Origin of the sequence: Halanaerobium sp. MA284_MarDTE_T2, from assembly GCF_003337245.1 — a bacterium.
Taxonomy (GTDB): Bacteria; Bacillota; Halanaerobiia; order Halanaerobiales; family Halanaerobiaceae; genus QPJE01.
This window is the reverse complement of the sequence record NZ_QPJE01000001.1, coordinates 1-13,950: the sequence shown is the minus strand read 5'-3', so window position 1 is coordinate 13,950 and position 13,950 is coordinate 1. Positions and strand designations below refer to the sequence as shown.

Annotated in this window: 13 protein-coding genes and 1 tRNA gene; all 14 read right to left on the bottom strand. The window is 33.9% G+C overall.

Annotated elements, in window-relative coordinates; translation table 11 throughout:
- Window positions 1-51: 51 nt before the first annotated feature.
- On the bottom strand, window positions 52-1,758 hold the full coding sequence (gene ptsP / locus DFR78_RS00070) for a phosphoenolpyruvate--protein phosphotransferase (protein ID WP_114456809.1): 1,707 nt from the start codon (window positions 1,756-1,758) through the stop codon (window positions 52-54).
- Window positions 1,759-1,765: 7 nt separating this feature from the next.
- Window positions 1,766-2,047, bottom strand: coding sequence for an HPr family phosphocarrier protein (locus DFR78_RS00065; RefSeq protein WP_233486918.1), 282 nt, complete (start codon window positions 2,045-2,047; stop codon window positions 1,766-1,768).
- A 132-nt stretch (window positions 2,048-2,179) separates the two neighbouring features.
- Window positions 2,180-2,572 (bottom strand): dihydroxyacetone kinase phosphoryl donor subunit DhaM, encoded by a 393-nt coding sequence (gene dhaM, locus DFR78_RS00060; RefSeq protein ID WP_114456808.1) that lies wholly within the window; start codon window positions 2,570-2,572, stop codon window positions 2,180-2,182.
- Window positions 2,573-2,585: 13 nt separating this feature from the next.
- Window positions 2,586-3,179: a dihydroxyacetone kinase subunit DhaL gene (gene dhaL / locus DFR78_RS00055; protein ID WP_114457019.1), complete on the bottom strand. Its 594-nt coding sequence runs from the start codon at window positions 3,177-3,179 to the stop codon at window positions 2,586-2,588.
- A gap of 50 nt (window positions 3,180-3,229) precedes the next feature.
- Window positions 3,230-4,222, bottom strand: coding sequence for a dihydroxyacetone kinase subunit DhaK (gene dhaK / locus DFR78_RS00050; protein ID WP_114456807.1), 993 nt, complete (start codon window positions 4,220-4,222; stop codon window positions 3,230-3,232).
- An 18-nt stretch (window positions 4,223-4,240) separates the two neighbouring features.
- Entirely contained in the window at window positions 4,241-4,822 is a 582-nt protein-coding gene (locus tag DFR78_RS00045; protein WP_114456806.1) for a glycerol-3-phosphate responsive antiterminator, read from the bottom strand.
- Between the two features lie 312 nt (window positions 4,823-5,134).
- Window positions 5,135-6,955 carry a phosphate/phosphite/phosphonate ABC transporter substrate-binding protein gene (gene phnD, locus DFR78_RS00040; protein WP_114456805.1) on the bottom strand — a complete coding sequence of 607 codons (1,821 nt, stop codon included), beginning with the start codon at window positions 6,953-6,955 and terminating at the stop codon, window positions 5,135-5,137.
- Between the two features lie 87 nt (window positions 6,956-7,042).
- On the bottom strand, window positions 7,043-7,564 hold the full coding sequence (locus tag DFR78_RS00035; RefSeq protein WP_114456804.1) for a type 1 glutamine amidotransferase domain-containing protein: 522 nt from the start codon (window positions 7,562-7,564) through the stop codon (window positions 7,043-7,045).
- Between the two features lie 13 nt (window positions 7,565-7,577).
- On the bottom strand, window positions 7,578-7,952 hold the full coding sequence (locus DFR78_RS00030) for a DUF1667 domain-containing protein (protein WP_114456803.1): 375 nt from the start codon (window positions 7,950-7,952) through the stop codon (window positions 7,578-7,580).
- Window positions 7,953-9,233, bottom strand: a complete 1,281-nt coding sequence (locus DFR78_RS00025) for an NAD(P)/FAD-dependent oxidoreductase (protein ID WP_114456802.1) — start codon at window positions 9,231-9,233, stop codon at window positions 7,953-7,955.
- Window positions 9,226-10,704 (bottom strand): NAD(P)/FAD-dependent oxidoreductase, encoded by a 1,479-nt coding sequence (locus DFR78_RS00020; protein WP_114456801.1) that lies wholly within the window; start codon window positions 10,702-10,704, stop codon window positions 9,226-9,228. Before DFR78_RS00020 ends, DFR78_RS00025 begins: the two co-directional genes overlap by 8 nt.
- Window positions 10,705-10,895: 191 nt before the next feature.
- Complete coding sequence (gene glpK / locus DFR78_RS00015; RefSeq protein WP_114456800.1) at window positions 10,896-12,392, bottom strand: glycerol kinase GlpK; 1,497 nt, start codon at window positions 12,390-12,392, stop codon at window positions 10,896-10,898.
- Window positions 12,393-12,455: 63 nt separating this feature from the next.
- Window positions 12,456-13,322 carry a hypothetical protein gene (locus tag DFR78_RS00010; RefSeq protein WP_114456799.1) on the bottom strand — a complete coding sequence of 289 codons (867 nt, stop codon included), beginning with the start codon at window positions 13,320-13,322 and terminating at the stop codon, window positions 12,456-12,458.
- Between the two features lie 454 nt (window positions 13,323-13,776).
- Window positions 13,777-13,852, bottom strand: a tRNA-Asn gene (locus DFR78_RS00005).
- Window positions 13,853-13,950: the final 98 nt, after the last annotated feature.

Below are 13,950 nucleotides of genomic sequence, written 5' to 3'. Positions count from 1 at the left end.
AGAAAGACTATATTTTTAAAACCGGATAGCTTCTGCTATCCGGATAAATTTTTAATTTATTTTTTCGAGATACTCTTTTACTTCAGCTGCAGTTTTTAGCTTAAGAATAGATTCCATTTCCTTTTCTGCTTCTTTTCTGGTCCATTTTTCCAATAATTCTTTTATTTTTAATATTGAAACAGCACTCATACTGAATTCATCAAGACCAGCTCCAAGTAAAAATGGAAGCAGAAGTTCATCCCCGGCAGCTTCTCCACACATACCTACCCAAATACCTGCTTTGTGTCCTTCATCTATTGTTTTTTTAATCAATCTTAAGACAGCAGGATGATATGGGGTATGCATTTCAGCTATTTTTTCATTTGTCCTATCAACTGCAACTGTATACTGAATTAAATCATTTGTTCCAATACTGAAAAAATCTACTTCTTTTGCAAGCAAATCTGCTATCATTACTGCAGCCGGTATTTCAATCATAATACCAACTTCTATATCTTTATTATATTCTATTTTTTCATTATTCAGTTCACTTTTTACTTCATTTAACATATTTTTAACTTTATTAAGCTCTTCCAATGAAGAAATCATTGGAAACATCATTTTTAAATTTCCATATTTGCTGGCACGTAAAATAGCCCTCAGCTGAGGTTTGAAAATATCCGGACGATCCAGACACATTCTAACAGCTCTATACCCCAAAAAGGGATTCATTTCATGAGGCAAATCTAAATAAGGCAGTTCTTTATCTCCACCAATATCCAGAGTCCTTATAACTACAGGATAATCGCCCATTTTTTCGGCTACTTTTCGGTATACTTCAAACTGTTCTTCTTCAGAAGGCATCTCATCTCTGTCCATATATAAAAATTCAGTTCTAAATAAACCGATACCTTCTCCACCTCTTTCAAGTACCGGATCAAGATCAGCAAAATTACCCATATTACCAGCTATTTCTACTTCTTCACCATCTTTTGTTTTAGCTTTTTTATCTTTGTAAGCAGCCAATCTTTCCTGTTCAGCTTCATAATCAGCAAGTTTCTGCTCATATTTTTTCATAGTAGCTTCATCAGGATCAAAATAAACATTTCCACTGTTTCCATCAACGATAAGAACAGCATCATCTACATTTTTATTCATAAGTTTATCTCCAAGACCAACTACGGCTGGAATACCTAGTGATCTGGCCATTATTGCAGTATGTGAAGTTCTCGAACCATCCCTTGTTAAAAATGCCAGCACTTTAGATGTATCAAGCTGTGCTGTATCAGATGGAGTTAAGTCTTCAGCAATTATAATAACTTCCTCATCTAGTTTTTCAGCAATATCTTCTCTGCCGAGAAGAATTTTTATAATTCTTTTTCCAACATCTTTTATATCTGTTCCCCGCTCTTTAAGATATTCATCTTCCATAGCAGCAAACATGGATGCATACTGATCAATAACTTCTTTTACTGCAGCTGAAGAAGAAAGCTTATCTTCTTTTATTTTATTTTCAAATGCAGGTATTAATTCTGGATCATCCAGAATCATCAGATGTGCATCAAAAATTTCTGCTTTCTCTTCCCCCATTTTTTCAGCTGTATTATCTCTGATAGTTTTCAATTCACTTTTAGCTTTTTTAAGAGCAGTATGAAGTTTTTCAATTTCGTCATTAATTTTATCTTCAGATATTTTATCTTTAGATATTTTAATATCTTTTTCTCTTTTTACCAGCGCTTTTCCAATAGCAATACCAGGTGAGGCAGCGATCCCTTTCATCTAAAAATCACTCCTCTTCATCTTCTTTAGGCATTTCAACTGTAATAAATTCTTCCAGTTCTTTCAATGCTTCTTCTGCATCTTCACCATCAGCTCTCAATAATATTTCATTGCCTTTTCCAACTCCTAAACTCATAACTCCCATAATGCTTTTTGCATTAACTTTCTTTTCTTCAAAAACAATTTCTATTTTTGAATCAAATTTACCTGCTTTCTGTACAAATTGTGCTGCAGGCCGGGCATGCAGACCGGTCTTATTCTTAATTATTACTTTCTTTTCTTCTGCCAATCTGATCATCCTTTCTTTTTTATTCACTTATATATTTTATCATAAAATAATGGTGAATTTCATCTTTTTTTAACATTTTATTGTTATAAATTTAACATCAAAAAGAAAGCCGGGTTTAAGCCCGGCTTTAAATTAATTTTTCTTAATAATGTCTAAAGACTCAATTGAAGATAATATATCAGAAATAGAATTACCAAGACCTGCTTCTACTGCTGCAAATACTGCACCTTCAACTATTGGGGCATCTGCCAGTACAACTCTTTTTTTTATATCTTCATCAAGCCAGTCCATTACCATATTTACACTCATAATAGCACTACCTAGGTCTGCAAGAATTATTACACCATCTTCTTTATTTATCTCTTCAAGTGCTGTATTAATTGCATCAGGGTCAGTACCTATTTCTCCCTCTGCAGTTCCACCAACAGCTTTAATTTCTACATCTTTCTGCTTCATTTGTTCAGCCAATTTTTTGGTTCCATCAGCAATCTCTCTACTGTGAGAAACAATTAAAATACTTACCATCTGCTCACTCCATTCATTTATTTATTTCATCAACTATAGTTTTTATAATTAAATAACTTGAAGTGGCTCCAGGATCCTGATGTCCCTTGCTTCTTTCCCCAAGATAACTGGCTCGACCTTTTGTTGCCTGCATCGGAATTGTAGCTTTCATTCCTTCTTCAGCAGCTTTTTTGCATTCTTCAAGTGCATCTTTGAGTTCTAAATTTTTCTCTTTGCTTTCCCGCAGAGATTCCACTGCTGGCATAATTGCATCAAGCATTGTTTTTTCTCCCTGCTCAGCTTTACCTCTTTTTTGAATACCGTTTATTGCTGATTCTCCTATCTCTATAGCTGCATCAATATCAAATTCTGCTTCAGGTATTACTTTACTCACATTTAAAAAAGCAGTTCCATAAAGTGGACCAGCAGCTCCTCCAACAGTTGATATTAATGTCATTGCAACTGTTTTTACCAAATCAGAGTTCTTTTCATAATCATTACTGCTGAGTTTTTCTTTAACTTTTTTAAACCCTCGTGACATATTAATTCCGTGGTCTCCATCACCGATAGCAGAATCTAATTCTGTCAAATACTTCTTATTTTCAATTATCACATCTGAAATTTTCATAAATATATCTTTAATTTTTTCTGTCACTGAAATATCCTCCCTGTCTGCATTTATTTCATAAGATTTATATCAGTTGGTGCATCCAGAAGTTCTTTTAATTCTTTATCAAGTTTAAGCAGAGTTATTGACATTCCTGCCATTTCTAATGAAGTCATGAATTCGCCAACAAAATTTTTGTATACTTTAATACCCTTATCTTCCAAAATCTGATGTGCACGTCTGTTTGCAATATATAGTTCCATTAAAGGAGTACCTCCCATACCATTTACCATTAATGCAACTTCATCTCCATTTTTAAAAGAAATATCAGAAAGTACACTACCTAATAAATCATCAACGACTTCATCAGCTTTTTTAACTTTTGTTCTTTCAGTTCCCGGTTCACCGTGAATTCCTATACCAAGTTCCATTTCATCTTCCTCAAGTTTAAATGTTGATTCATCTGCAGAAGGAACACGACATGGATATAACGCCATTCCTTTTGTTCTCACATTTGCAATAACTTTTTCTGCGGCTGATTTAACCTCCGAAAGTTTTCCACCTGCAGCAGCTTTTGCGCCGGCTATTTTATGTACAAATACTGTACCGGCTACTCCTCTGCGTCCAGTTGTATAAAGGCTATCTTCAACCGCAACATCATCATTAACTACCACATGATCAACCTCAATACCTTCAGCTTCAGCCATATCTGCAGCCATTTCAAAATTCATAATATCTCCGGTATAATTTTTTACAATTAGCAGTACTCCTTGTCCACCATCTACAGCTTTTATTGCTTCAAAAACTGCATCAGGAGTTGGAGAAGTAAATACATCACCCGCTACAGCAGCATCTAACATTCCTTCCCCAACATATCCAGCATGGGAAGGCTCATGACCACTACCTCCACCACTTACAAGTGCAACCTTTTCTAAAGGAGCGTCCTTTCTAACAACAACATTAAAATCATCCAGTTTTTCTATTTTTTCTGGCCTCTCCATTACAATTCCTTCTACCATTTCCACTACAACATGATCTGGATTGTTAACTAATTTCTTCTTCATACTTATTACCTCCTTTAATTAATTAAAATCTGTTGTCCACAAACTTCTCTGACTTGTAGAAATTGCAAGAACACCTGCTTCTACCAATTTATCAACTTCTTTTTTTGTCTCAATAAGTCCTCCTGCAATTACAGGATATTTGATCTGATATTTTTCCTGATGGGAAATATAATATGGAGCTGCAATACCTGGTAAAATCTCCACTGAATCTATATTTTCATCACCCAACATATGTTTTCCTGTTTTAAAAGAACCCGAATCAAGCAAAAATATTCTCTGAATTGTCATCAAACCACACTTTATTGCTGCTTTAATTAGGTGATTTCTGGTTGATATTATTCCATCACAAAGATTTTTTTCTGCCAGATATTCCATACCTTTTGCATCCTGTGAAATACCCTGAACCAGATCAACATTAATTATTAATAATTTATCATATTTTTCAGCTTTTGACATTGCTTCTTCAAGATCAAAAATAGAGCCTGCCAGCAAAAACACAACTACTGATTTTTCTGTTTTCATAGCCTGTTCAAGATATTTCATATCCCTAACAGATGGTATTATTGGATGTTTTTTAAAATACTTTGAAAGATGTCTCAAATTTGCTGCCTCCCTGATTAATACATAATCATAATTATAATTATAGTATTTTTAATAATACACTATACTTTATTATATAATTATACAATTTATTAATATTTCAATACTCCTGACACAGTCAGGAGTATATTAAAGTATATTAACTATAATCGTTCTCAAGCTGATTAAAAAAGAAAATCCTAAAAACTGTTTATTGTACAGGTCGGTGAAATAATATAACTAAGTTAAAAATTATGCTTTCATTTCAATATAATTTTATCATTAATATTTTGAATTATCAAATCACCGCGTGCATTTAATTATACAATTTTTCTAACTATTATATTTTCTTATAATATCAAATTTTTGATCTTCACTTTCAATAAATCCAGTTATATTGGTCTGGTTTAATATTTCTTTTATCTCTTGATCAGCTTTTAAGAAAATATTTCGTGTTTCTTCCAAAATATTCTTATCTAAACCTGCTCGAGCAGCAATAACATCTTTTGGAATAGGATCTGTTTTTGCTAATATATTTAAACTATCTAAGTTTAATGTTTTAGCAGCCCTTTCCCAGGCTTCATTATATGTTGCTCCAACTTCAGCTTTATTGTCTAATACTGCTTTAATTACATTATCATGATTACCTAAAAATAAAGTTTCTTTTAAATCTTTATTGACATCAATACCAACTTCTTTCAACATCTGTTTCGGGTATACATAACCCGATGTTGATAATGGATCTACAAATGCAAAAACACTGTCCTTTAAATCTGTTAATTTCCTGTATTTACTATTTTTCTTAGTAAATATATAGCCTCGATAGCTATCCTTACCATTAATTAAAGGAGTTACCATTGGTATAACATTGGTTTCATCTTTTGCCTTAACATAAGCCATTGGAGAAAACCATCCAATATCTATTAAACCATTTTTTATATAATTAGTTAATTCTTCATAATCTGAAACAATAACTGTTTTAGCATTTTTATTTATTTTGTTACATAATTTTTCAATTATTGGAACATATAGTTCTTCTATTTTTTCAGGCTTTGCAAAAGGATTTACACCAAAAATTAACATATCCTCACTTTTATTATCTACTGAAATTTTATGAAGATCATAAGCTATTGTATTAAGATTATTGGAATAATTAATCAGGGTTTCAGAATTACTTTTTTGATCTTTAATATTTTTATCTACTTCTGAAACATTTTCTGATATATTTATAAACTCTTGAGTCATAGATTCAACAGCTTTGGTAGTTTGTTCTGTAGCAGAAGCTTGACTATCTGTACTACTTGATAATTTTGATATAGAATCAATAACATTATGAAGATTATTATTCATCATATTAAATGATTCAATTGATTTTCCAGCTAACTCTTCAACTCCTTCAATATTATTAAGCCCATTTTCAATAATTTGATCAGTATTTTTGATTTCAATATTAATGTTGTTGATAGATTCTCTTATTTTTGTGGTTAATTGCTCAGTTTCTTCCGAAAGACTTTTTATTTCTCCAGCTACAACATTAAAACCTCTTCCAGCATCACCAGCTCGTGCTGCTTCAATAGAAGCATTTAGAGAAAGCAAATTAATTTGATCCGTAATATCTATAATACCTTCAAGTAATTCATTACTATTTACCAATGCTTTTTCTACACTTTCAATTGAATTACCAGATTTTTTTACATTTGATGCTAATTCAAGTAATGTATTGTTAGATTCTTTAATCCAATTTTGATTTTTCTCTGAATCTGACATTAACTTTTGAGATAATTCTTCTAGTTTATCCATTTCTGATTTAATAACATTTGATGAAGAAGATAATTCTTCAATAGTTGCAGAAATTTCTTCAGCAGCAGCTGCATTATTTTCAACTGATTCTGTAATATTTTCAAATCTTTTTACTAATTTTTCAGCTTTTTTATTATTATCATTGATTAACCAGATTAAATCTTGAGATTTAAAAGATACCTCTTGTGATAAATTCAATAGTTTATTTGAAGTTTGTTTTTTTGATTCAATATTTTTATTTAAATCTTTATTTTTATCAATATCTTTTTTGGGATATAAAAAATAAAAAACAATTAGGGAAACAATTACGCCTATACCAAAACTAATAAAATGGAATTCGTTAAACATTTCCATAAATTTACTCCCTTTTGTATTTATTAAGAAGCTAAATCAGATTCTAATTATCTAAAAATCTGATTTAGCTTGTTTTTATATTGAAATTTATTCAGCTAAGGCTTTAACTAATTCGCGGCAGTAGTCCGGAATATCTTTTACCACCCTTCCCCAAACAATATTACCATCTCTAAAGGCAGGTTTATCTACCCAACTTCCTCCTGCATTTTCTATATCATCTTTAATTCCTCTTGACCCTGTGGCTTTTCCATTAACTATACCTGCTGAAATTCCAACAAGACCTGCATGACATATTAAACCTATTATTTTCCCGTTATCATAATTATTTTTAACCAGCTTTACAATATCTTCATCTCTTCTTATTTTATCAGGAGCCCAGCCGCCAGGTATTAGAACTCCATCATAATCTTTATCCATAACTTCGGAAGCTGTATAATCTGCTTTAGCTTTCAAACATCCGTGTTTGCTTGTATATTCAGCACCCTTTTCCATACCAATTACATCTATTTCAGCACCTTCTTCAATCATCCTCATATATACAACCCAAAATTCTAAATCTTCATATCCAGGTCCTACCATCATTGCAAGCTTCTTACCTTTTAATTTCATTATTATTTCCTCCTCAACCTGCTTTTTTAGGAAGATCTCTAGTTGCTACTACATCAGCACCTGTTTCTAAAATATTTTCTATAATCACCTGGCCAATCTTTACAGGAGCCTTTACTTTGGTTTTACCTATAATTTTCATTGCATCATGAATAATTTCCAGAGAAATAGGTTTTGTAGTTTTGACAGGAACAAGTGGTAAAGCCCCATCTTTAACAGCTACTGTTGTCGGCAATATTCTCGTTGGTGCAATTATTTCTTCTCTTGCATAGTCAGCTCCCTGGGGACAGGCATTACCTTGTATATCTAATATTTCATTACCTTCATATTTAACTGTCACTTCACATCCTTTTGGACAGGCAACACAGGTGAGAGTTTTAGTTTCACTCATTTATTCTCCCTCCTTTTCAATTATATCTACAGTTATCTCTTCAATTTTTCCAAGATCATTAAGTGTTTTCTGTGCTAATGGAACACTCAGCATTTCACCAGGTTTTGCAAATGGTTCATTAAAAGAATAAAGCTCTTCTCCATCTGCTGATAATTTAATTTCACAGGCAGTAAGAGGAGTTGTTACCCTCATATAGAGCGGTATACGTTTTCTATCTTTATCTTCCAGTTCAATATTTTGCGGTATAACATATGAAACATTCTTTCCTGCATTTATTTTTATTTTACTATCAGATCTTCTCATATCACCTTTAACATATTTTGCAGCCCAGTCACCGGCTATTTCTGCTTCCTGGGTAACCCAATCAACTAAATCATGTACATGCAGAACATTACCACAGGCAAAGATACCTTCAACATTAGTCTCTCTACCTTCATTGACAATAGCTCCGCCTGTTCTATCATCCAGAACAACATCAGCTTTTTTAGAAAGCTCATTTTCAGGTATTAAACCTACAGACAGCAGAAGTGTATCGGCTTCTATTCTCTCCTCAGTACCTGGTATTGGTTTCAAATTTTCATCTACTTCTGATATTTCGACTGCCTCTAACCTTTCATTACCTTCAATTCTGGTTACTGTATGATTTAATAAAAGTGGTATATCATAATCCTGTAAACACTGAACAACATTTCTGGTTAAACCACCAGTATAAGGAAGAATTTCGCAAACTGCTTTTACATCAGCTCCTTCTAATCGCATTCTTCGGGCCATGATTAATCCAATATCTCCAGAACCAAGTATTACAACTTCTTTACCCGGCAGCAGACCTTCTATATTTGTATATCTCTGTGCTGTACCGGCTGTCAATACACCTGCAGGTCTGGTGCCAGGAATTCCAATCGCACCAGCAGTTCTTTCTCTACACCCCATGGCAAGTATAACTGCACCAGCTTCAATCTCTAGAAAACCATCTTCTCTATTCATGGCATATACTTTTCTATCCGGACTGACATCCAGCACCATGGTATCTAATTTAACCTCAATATCTCTGTCCTCAACATCATCTATAAATCTCTGGGCATATTCTGGCCCTGTTAATTCTTCTTTAAAATGATGAAGTCCAAAACCATTATGAATACACTGGGGTAAAATTCCTCCCAACTCAAAATCTCTTTCCAAAATCATTACATCTTCCACACCATTATCAAACACTTTAACTGCTGCAGCCAGTCCTGCTGGACCTCCACCAATTACTACAACATCTTTTTTAAGTTTAAGCATTATCCATCACCTTGCTTCCAAGTAGCTCTTTAATTTTATATTCAATAATTTGCGAATTAGTTTCTTCCTGTTTAACCTCTGTAGGGTCGATTCCTAATTCTTCAGACAGAATTTCTAACACTCTTGGGCCACAAAACCCACCCTGACATCTTCCTGCACCGGCTCTTGTTCTTCTTTTAACAGCATTTACTGTTCTTGCACCAATTGGACCATGTATTGCATCCAGTATCTCCTTATATGAAACTGTTTCACAGCGGCAGATTATTTTTCCATACTTTTTATCTTTTTCTACCATTTTAGCTCTTTCTTCATTGCTCATTTCGTAAAATCTTACTGGCTCTTCTCTTTTTTCTATAACATTTTTCTTTTCTTCCAGTTTAAGACCTTCATCTTCCAGAATATCAAGAGTCATATCAGCAATGGCAGTAGCAGATGATAGACCTGGAGACTGAATTCCAGCCACATTGATAAATCCATGTACATTGTCAGCAGCTTCTATTACAAAGTCTTCAGTTTTATCAGCAGCTCTTAGACCTGCAAATACCCGTATAGTATCTTTTAATGTTAAATCAGGGAACAGCTTTTTAGCACCATTATAAACTTTTTCCAGCCCTTCAGGTGTTGTTGATAAATCAGTTTTATCATCTATCGGATCTGAAGTTGGTCCAATTAATAAATTGTTTTCTATTGTCCTTGTAACAACAATTCCCTTTGAAATAGGTGTTGGTATTGGAAAAATAACATGATTAACATCAAAATCTTTAGCCTTATCATAAATATAATATTCACCCTTGCGCGGGCGTATTTCAATTTTTTCAATTCCAACCATTCTGGCAACATCATCTGCATACAAACCGGCAGCATTTATAACATAATTAGCCCCAAAATTACCTCTGTTTGTTTTTACACCAACAACATTACCATCTTCTGTTAAAACATCTAAAACTTCTGTTTCTAATTCTATTTCAACTCCATTTGCCACAGCATTTTCAGCCATTGCAAGTGCAAATTCCCAGGGAGTAGTTATTCCTGCAGTTGGCGCCCAAAGAGCTGCTTCGGCATCTTTAGTTAAATGTGGCTCATTTTCCCGCAGCCATTCTTTATCTACAATCTTTAAACCTTCAACTTTATTTTTCTTTCCTTTTTCTAAAAGTTCATCAAGTATGCTTAAATCATCACCCTTAACACCTACAACAAGTGAACCAATTTCTTTAAACGGTATACTTAAATCTTTAGCTATTTGTTTGATTTCCACATTTCCTTTAACATTTAAACGCCCCTTTAGTTTATTCGGATCTGCATTGTATCCAGCATGTATTATTGCTGTATTTGCCTTTGTTGTACCGGATGCAAGATCAGGTTCTTTTTCTAAAAGTAAAACATTCAAATTATATCTTGAAAGTTTCCAGGCAACTGCACACCCGGATACACCTCCTCCAACAATTATTATATCATATTTTTTATTACTCAATTAAATAACCTCCTTAAACTACTTACATAATTATTTTATATTTATTAAAAATTGAGAGTAAAAAAAACTCAACCAGATAGACATAGATATCCTATGCTATCCGGATTGAGCTTTCTCCATTTCTCCAGCCTAAACCGTAATTAAGTGTATTTTATTCTAATTTAATGTATTTTGCTGTATATTAAACTATTTTATTCTTCTGACCAACCCTGAGCTCTTTCTACAGCGCGCTTCCAATTTGAGTAGAGCTTTTCTTTCTTTTCTTCTGCCATACTTGGTACAAACAGTTTATCTCTATCCCATTTGGCTACAAGTTCATCTAAATTATCCCAGTAACCAACTGCAAGTCCGGCCAGATAGGCTGCTCCTAAAGCTGTAGTTTCATTTATAACAGGCCTTTCTACTTCCACACCAAGTATATCAGCCTGAAATTCCATTAAGAAATCATTCATGGCTGCTCCACCATCTACACGCAGTGTCTTCAGTTCTATTCCTGAATCAGCTTCCATAGCTTCAAGTACATCCCTTGTCTGATATGCTATTGACTCAAGTGTCGCTCTAATTAAGTGTTCTTTTGATGATCCCCTTGTTAGACCAACAATTGTTCCTCTTGCATACATATCCCAGTATGGAGCACCTAAACCTGCAAAGGCAGGTACAACATATACTCCACCTGTATCATCTACTTTACGAGCAAAATATTCTGAATCAGGTGAAGAATCAATAATATTCAGTTCATCTCTTAACCACTGAATTGCAGCTCCAGCAATAAAGATTGAACCTTCCAGCGCATAGTTTACTTTACCATCAAGACCCCAGGCAATTGTTGTTAAAAGCCCATGTTCTGATTTTACTGCTTCTTCTCCTGTATTCATCAGCATAAAACAGCCTGTACCATAAGTGTTTTTTGCCATACCTCTTTCATAACATACCTGGCCAAATGTTGCTGCCTGCTGGTCACCGGCAATACCTGCTATCGGTACATTTTCTCCGAAAAAATGGTAGTCTATAGTTTTACCATAAACTTCACTGGAAGCTTTCACTTCTGGCAGCATTGATTTTGGTATATCTAAAATTTCTAACATTTCCTCATCCCACTTAAGGTCAAATATATTATAAACTAAAGTACGAGAAGCATTAGAATAATCTGTTACATGTGTTTCTCCTCCTGAAAGTTTCCAGATCAACCAGGTATCTATAGTACCAAAACGAAGTTTACCAGCCTCAGCCTTTTCTCTGGCTCCTTCCACATTATCAAGAAGCCACTTTATTTTTGTGCCGGAAAAATATGCATCAACAACAAGTCCTGTTTTGTTTTTGATCTTTTCTTCCAGTCCTTTATCTTTTAGATCATCACAGATAGAAGCTGTTCTTCTATCCTGCCATACTATTGCATTATGAATAGGTTTGCCTGTCTCAGCATCCCAGACTACTGTAGTTTCACGCTGATTTGTGATTCCAATACCGGCAATTTGTGCTGGCTTAATATTTGCTTTTCCTAAAGCATCAGCAATTACACCTAAAGTAGTACCCCAGATTTCATCCGGATCATGTTCCACCCAGCCAGGCTTTGGATAATACTGTGTAAACTCTTTCTGAGCTGCATTAACAACTTCACCTTCATGGTTAAAAATCATTGCCCTCGAACTGGTGGTCCCCTGATCAATAGCTAAAATATACTTATCCAAAATGATCAACTCCTTTTTTAATATTTGTCGATCTATATTAATATTAATATATTTTGATATTAATTACTGAAGGAAAAGCATAACAACAGTAGTTAAAGTTGCTATAGTGGCTGCAGGAGGATCAATATGTGTATCTCCCCAGTCATAAAATAGCCTTGCAAAAAATTCACCCAGAAAAGCTCCTAAAATGCCAAAAATACCTCCTACAATTACACTACCTGTAGCCATAGCCGCTAAAGCAGCAGGTAAAGCAATATGGTGGGTTACTGGAGATCCACCAATAGTAGATAATATAATTAGAGAAGCAGCTGCAATACCAAAACCAATAAAAGAACTACCTGTAATTAATGAAATCTTACTTGATACTAATCCTACGCCAAGTCCTATCATTAACAATTCTCCAGCATGCATCTGGAAAGGAAGCCAGGCAATATCTTCACTTGGTGACCATCTGGAATCTCCATGTTCGGGGTTATATGTACCAATTACCCCGGTATCACTGAACATAACACGTTTAATTATTGCAGAAATAACAACTGTTAAAGCAATTGTATCAGTAGGAGTCCCAACACCTGCTATAATACCATTTACAAAATAACCTAATATACCAAAAAGTCCACCTACCAAAAGTACACTGGGATCTTTAAATTTCATCAGTGGTGTTATAATATCTCTTCCTTCTACATAACCTTTTCTAGCTGCATATGCTGCTGCAGCTGCACCAGCGGCAAATCCAATGTGAGGTCCAAACCAGGTACCAAAGCCAATTGCGTTTGTAAAAGATCCTACTCCACTCGCAACAGAGATAGCTTCACCAGCAATAACTAAAAATCCACAAAAGATAAATGAATTCAAAGCCCCTAAAGCTGCACCAAAAACACCGCCACCAAATGCTGATAAAATAAGTCCTAAATTAAATAATCCAGCCATTTTTAGTCTCCTCCTAGTTAATATTTTATTTTAAAATGATTAACCTAACTACTACCTGCTTTCTTTACCTACTGCCTCCTTTCATATATTTTAGATTTAAACACAGAAAAAGCCCTATTGAAAACTAAAAATAAATAACTTATATTTATTATAGCATAGTTATTCCCCTTAGTCATCAATAAGGCTTTCTCCAAGTCTCCACCTTGTTATATTCTTTTTTAAACTTCTTTTCAAGAAAATTATATCATTAGTTTTCAAATTTGTCAAACAATTTTCACAAAAACATCTATTTAGTATATTTAATATATATGATCATCTAAAAGTAACTCAGGAGAATAATTCAAAGCAATATTACATAGTAATAAAATATAATAGAGATATGTAAAATTTTGAACAAAATGAAGTAAAAATAATATTAAATAAAAAAAGACCAATAAAGGTCTTAAAATAAAAATGGCTCCCCGAGCAAGACTCGAACTTGCGACTCGATGGTTAACAGCCATCTGCTCTACCAACTGAGCTATCGGGGAACAAAAAAAGGATCCGGCAGTGACCTACTCTCCCACACCGTTACCAGTGCAGTACCATAGGCGCTTGAGGACTTAACTTTTGTGTTCGAAATGGGCCC

Bases quoted from the DNA above. Each gene is read 5' to 3' on its own strand.
- ptsP (WP_114456809.1), bottom strand. From the start codon at position 1,758: ATGAAAGGGATCGCTGCCTCACCTGGTATTGCTATTGGAAAAGCGCTG.
- DFR78_RS00035 (WP_114456804.1), bottom strand. From the start codon at position 7,564: ATGAAATTAAAAGGTAAGAAGCTTGCAATGATGGTAGGACCTGGATAT.
- DFR78_RS00025 (WP_114456802.1), bottom strand. From the start codon at position 9,233: ATGCTTAAACTTAAAAAAGATGTTGTAGTAATTGGTGGAGGTCCAGCA.
- phnD (WP_114456805.1), bottom strand. From the start codon at position 6,955: ATGGAAATGTTTAACGAATTCCATTTTATTAGTTTTGGTATAGGCGTA.
- dhaK (WP_114456807.1), bottom strand. From the start codon at position 4,222: ATGAAGAAGAAATTAGTTAACAATCCAGATCATGTTGTAGTGGAAATG.
- DFR78_RS00030 (WP_114456803.1), bottom strand. From the start codon at position 7,952: ATGAGTGAAACTAAAACTCTCACCTGTGTTGCCTGTCCAAAAGGATGT.
- dhaM (WP_114456808.1), bottom strand. From the start codon at position 2,572: ATGGTAAGTATTTTAATTGTTTCTCACAGTAGAGAGATTGCTGATGGA.
- dhaL (WP_114457019.1), bottom strand. From the start codon at position 3,179: ATGAAAATTTCAGATGTGATAATTGAAAATAAGAAGTATTTGACAGAA.
- DFR78_RS00010 (WP_114456799.1), bottom strand. From the start codon at position 13,322: ATGGCTGGATTATTTAATTTAGGACTTATTTTATCAGCATTTGGTGGC.